The 4,062-nt window shown below is 66.9% G+C and carries 3 protein-coding genes and 2 pseudogenes; 4 read left to right on the top strand and 1 reads right to left on the bottom strand.

Going from position 1 to position 4,062, the window contains the following annotated elements:
• Positions 1 to 679, top strand: a pseudogene (locus WAW85_RS06365) (NAD-dependent dehydratase); the annotation flags it as partial.
• A 158-nt stretch (positions 680 to 837) separates the two neighbouring features.
• Positions 838 to 1,830: a lysophospholipid acyltransferase family protein gene (locus tag WAW85_RS06360; protein WP_422558789.1), complete on the top strand. Its 993-nt coding sequence runs from the start codon at positions 838 to 840 to the stop codon at positions 1,828 to 1,830.
• Between the two features lie 7 nt (positions 1,831 to 1,837).
• On the opposite strand, the gene WAW85_RS06355 is transcribed toward WAW85_RS06360, so the two are convergent.
• On the bottom strand, positions 1,838 to 3,052 hold the full coding sequence (locus WAW85_RS06355) for an HAD family hydrolase (protein WP_422558787.1): 1,215 nt from the start codon (positions 3,050 to 3,052) through the stop codon (positions 1,838 to 1,840).
• Between the two features lie 186 nt (positions 3,053 to 3,238).
• On the opposite strand from WAW85_RS06355, the gene WAW85_RS06350 reads away from it, so the two are divergent.
• The gene (locus WAW85_RS06350; protein ID WP_422558788.1) at positions 3,239 to 3,478 is read left to right on the top strand and encodes a glutaredoxin family protein; all 240 of its coding nucleotides are present in this window, start codon (positions 3,239 to 3,241) and stop codon (positions 3,476 to 3,478) included.
• 132 nt (positions 3,479 to 3,610) lie between these two features.
• Positions 3,611 to 4,062: pseudogene (locus tag WAW85_RS06345) on the top strand (glutamyl-tRNA reductase); the annotation flags it as partial.

The raw sequence follows: 4,062 nt of genomic DNA, 5'->3' as shown, positions 1-4,062 counted from the left end.
GTCTACGGCAATGATCTACGGCGACAGCTCAGCCGATCCCGCCTACTTTTCCGAGGGCACCGCCGCGCGTCGTGAACCCAAGCGCGGGTACGGGCGCGACATGCTCGACGTCGAGGGTTATGCGCGGGGACTGTCGCGACGGCGCCAGGACATCGATGTGACGATCTTGCGGCCGCAGGCCATCCTCGGCCCGCGCATCGCCACCCGGATGAGCGCGTATCTGTCCATGCCGCTGGTCCCCGTGGTTTTCGGCCATCAGGCACGACTGCAGTTTCTGCATGAGGAAGATGCCCTCGGCGCTCTGGAGTGGGCCACCCTGCACCCCAAACGCGGCACCTTCAACCTGGCCGGCGATGGTGTGGTGACCCTTGCGCAGGCCGTACATCGCGCCGGTCATCTACAACTGCCGGTCCCCGCGCCGCTGCTGGCCCCGCTGGCGGGTGTCTTGAAAGAAGGGCGGGTCCCGCGGATCCGCCCCGATCAGGAGGGTTTTCTGGCCTTCGGTCGGGTATTGGACACCACGCGGATGCGCACCGAGATGGGATTTGAGCCGAAGTACACGACGCTGGAGACGCTCGACGACTTCATTGCGCGCGGCGATACGCGACCGGTGATCAGTACCGACGCCTGGCGCGGCCTGGAGCGTCGTGCCGTGTCAGCCGCCACAGCGTTGCAGTAGCGCGACACGTAGGATGAGCGAGTGCTCCCGCGGCCCGGTCGGCCGCGCTGTGAGCCGCCAGGAGAAGAGCGAGGGGGTGCAGCATGGTCAATGCCGATAGGCCAGCGGATGCGCGAACAGCACAGGTGATCTCGCTGTATACCGCCGATCCGCGATCGATGCGCGCCCGCGCCCGCGAAGCCGAAAACTTCGACGTACCCGGTGCCGAGGTGCTACCGATCAACAACGAGATCGTCCTGCCCGACGAGCCGGTTAGCCCGATCGAGCCCATTCGGCACTCGCCGCTGTTCAGCCTCGGCGGGATCCGCGGTGCGATCGCTGACTCCTTGATGGCCACGTCCGGTTTCATCCGGGAACGGATGACCGGCGACTTCGCCGTCGACGACTATGGTTTCGATCCGCATTTCGCCGAGACCGTGTGGTTCCCAGCGATCCGGCAGCTGTATTCCAAGTGGTTCCGTGTCGAGGTGACCGGGATCGAGAATCTGCCCGCCGAAGGCGCAGCCTTGCTCGTCGCTAACCACGCCGGCACCATCCCGATCGACGGTTTGATCGCCTCGGTCGCGGTGCGCGATAACCATCCGAACCAGCGCTACCTGCGCGCGCTGGCCGCCGATATGGTCTTCGAGACGCCGGTGATCGGCGACCTGGCTCGTCGGATCGGCGCCACCTTGGCCTGCCACGACGATGCTGAGGCGCTACTGCGGCAGGGCGAGTTGACCGCCGTGTGGCCGGAGGGGTTCAAGGGTATTGGCAAGCTCTACAAGGACCGGTACAAACTGCAACGCTTCGGCCGGGGCGGGTTCGTGACCACCGCGATCCGCACCCAGGCTCCGATCATCCCGGTCTCCATCGTCGGATCTGAAGAGATCTACCCGATGATCGCCGACCTCAAGCCGCTCGCCCGCGCGCTCGGCCTGCCGTACTTCCCGATCACCCCGCTGTTCCCGTGGCTCGGCCCGCTCGGTGTGATCCCGCTGCCCGCCAAGTGGCATATCCACTTCGGGCGCCCGATCGAGACGTCGTCGTACGACCCGGCGGCCGCCGACGATCCCATGGTCGTGTTCGACCTCACCGACCACGTGCGCGAAGAGATCCAGCAGACCCTCTTCCGCATGCTGAGCCGCCGCGGCTCGGTCTACCTGGGTTGACCACCACTCACACCGCAGCCGAACGCTTGCGGTTCGCGTAGCTGCGTAGAACCCGGCCGGTGACGAAGGCGCCGCCGGTGGCCGCGCCGAGGAGCATCGCCGTTCCCACGCCGTATTTAGCGGCCTTGCGAGCGGTGCGGAAATCGTAGGATTCCCATCCGCGGATCCGGGCGACATCGCGCAGGTCCGAATCGGGATTGATCGCGACGGCAGTGCCCACTAGCGACAGCATCGGGACATCGTTGTACGAGTCGGAGTAGGCGGTGCAGCGTTTGAGGTTCAGGCCTTCGCGGACGGCGATGGAGCGGATAGCGTGCGCCTTGCCGGGGCCGTGCAAGATGTCGCCGACGAGGCGGCCGGTGAAGACGCCGTCTTCGCTCTCGGCGATGGTACCCAGCGCGCCGGTCAGACCGAGCCGCTTGGCGATGGTCTGGGCCAGCTCGAGGGGGGTGGCGGTGACCAGCCAGACCTGCTGTCCGGCGGCCAGGTGTCGCTGAGCCAGGGCGGCGGTACCCGGCCAAATCTTGTCGGCGATGTACTCGTCGTAGATGTCCTCGCCGAGCTCCGTCAGTTCCGCCGTCGACCGACCGGCGATGAAGCCGAGTGCCTTGTCGCGGCCCTCGGCGACGTCGTCCATGTTCTCCCGGCCCGTTAGCCGGAACTTGGTCTGCTGCCAGGCGAACTTCGCAATATCGTTGTAGGAGAAGTACTTTCGCGCCGCTAGGCCGCGGGCGAAGTGCACAATCGACGCCCCGTGAACCAGGGTGTTGTCGACGTCGAAGAACGCGGCAGCAGTGAGATCCGGCGTCACCATGCCTTGGCTCTCGGGATCCTCGGGGATCCGGGCGCGCAGTGACTCGACGGCCGCGGCTGCGGCGGCCTCGCCAGCTAGCACCTGGCGCAGCTCGGACGCGCTCTGCCGGAACCGGCCAGCCCGCTCGGACAGCCAGTTGGCGACGCGTCGGCTCTCCTCGGCCTCGGCGCGTGCGGCCTTCTCTTCGGCGGTCAGCTCGTCGGCTTCGTCCAGTTCGTCGGCGAGGTCGTCGGCCTCGATGTCGGTAGCGAGGTCTTGCTCGAGTGCCAGTTCGAGGGCCTCGGCGAGATCAACGTCCTGCGCGGTGTCGTCGATGGAACTGTCCGCGGCGGGGGCAGATTCCGCGGCCTCGTCCGCCGCGTCGGCCACGGCGAAACCTTCGTCGGGATCGGGCGCGTTGCGGGTCACGGGTAACTCCTTCGCGTCGGTCGGCGCCGGGAGGTGTTCGATCGGGCCGAGTCGATTCAGGATCCCAGCCTATCGCGCACTGCGCGGGGACGCCGTCGCAGATGACGTGTCCCACAGACCGGCGCCTCGCAGGCGGCTACGCTGGCGGTCGTGACCGAGACACCGAACCTGCCGGTGGTGGCCCTCATGACGCGGGCCAGTTGCCATGCGTGCGCCACCGCGCGGACCGAACTAGAGCGGATTCTTGCCGACTACGATCTGCCGCTGACCGTGCACGACGTCGATCAGTTGGCCGAAGCGGGGGATCTGGAGCCACGCGCCGAGTATGGCGATCGGGTACCGGTCATCTTGCTCGACGGCGTCGAGCACGGGTACTGGGAAGTCGAGGAGGGCCGCCTCCGCGCGGCCCTGGACGTTCGCCGCTAGAACCACGGCCGGGCCGGGCGTGTTCACCCGCTGCTGACCGCGGGCCGCGGACGTGAACTAACCTGGCTTAGTACATGCGCCCGACGTGCTCGCACGGTTCGGGACGTGAACTTGGAGGAAAACGGTGTCAGCGTGAGTATTTTGTTGTTCGGGGTGTCCCATCGGAGTGCGCCCGTCCCGGTACTGGAACGGCTCGCCGTCTCCGAATTCGAGCGACCCAAACTGGTCTCCTCTCTGATGCAATCGCGCGTGGTCAACGAGGCCATGCTGGTCTCCACCTGCAACCGCATCGAGTTTTACGCTGTCGTCGACGCATTCCACCCCGCCCTCGAAGCCGTCGGCGAGGTACTGGGCGAGCATTCGGGGATGACGGTCGGCGAGATGTCCGACCACGCGTACGTGCATTACTCCGAAGCCGCGGTGGAGCATCTGTTCACTGTCGCCGCCGGACTCGACTCGATGGTGGTCGGCGAACAGCAGATCCTCGGCCAGATCCGCTCGGCGTACGCCGACGCCGACGCTGCCAAGTCGGCCGGCTCCACGCTGCACGGGCTGGCGCAACAGGCGCTGCGGGTGGGTAAGCG

It is taken from the genome of Gordonia sp. (in: high G+C Gram-positive bacteria) (genome assembly GCF_049299075.1).
Lineage (GTDB): Bacteria > Actinomycetota > Actinomycetes > Mycobacteriales > Mycobacteriaceae > Gordonia.
The sequence above is the reverse complement of the archived record's forward strand: the minus strand, read 5'-3'. Positions and strand labels throughout refer to the sequence as shown.

Coding starts and splice junctions, on each gene's coding strand:
- WAW85_RS06360 (WP_422558789.1), top strand. CDS start 838: ATGCGCGCCCGCGCCCGCGAAGCCGAAAACTTCGACGTACCCGGTGCC.
- WAW85_RS06350 (WP_422558788.1), top strand. CDS start 3,239: ATGACGCGGGCCAGTTGCCATGCGTGCGCCACCGCGCGGACCGAACTA.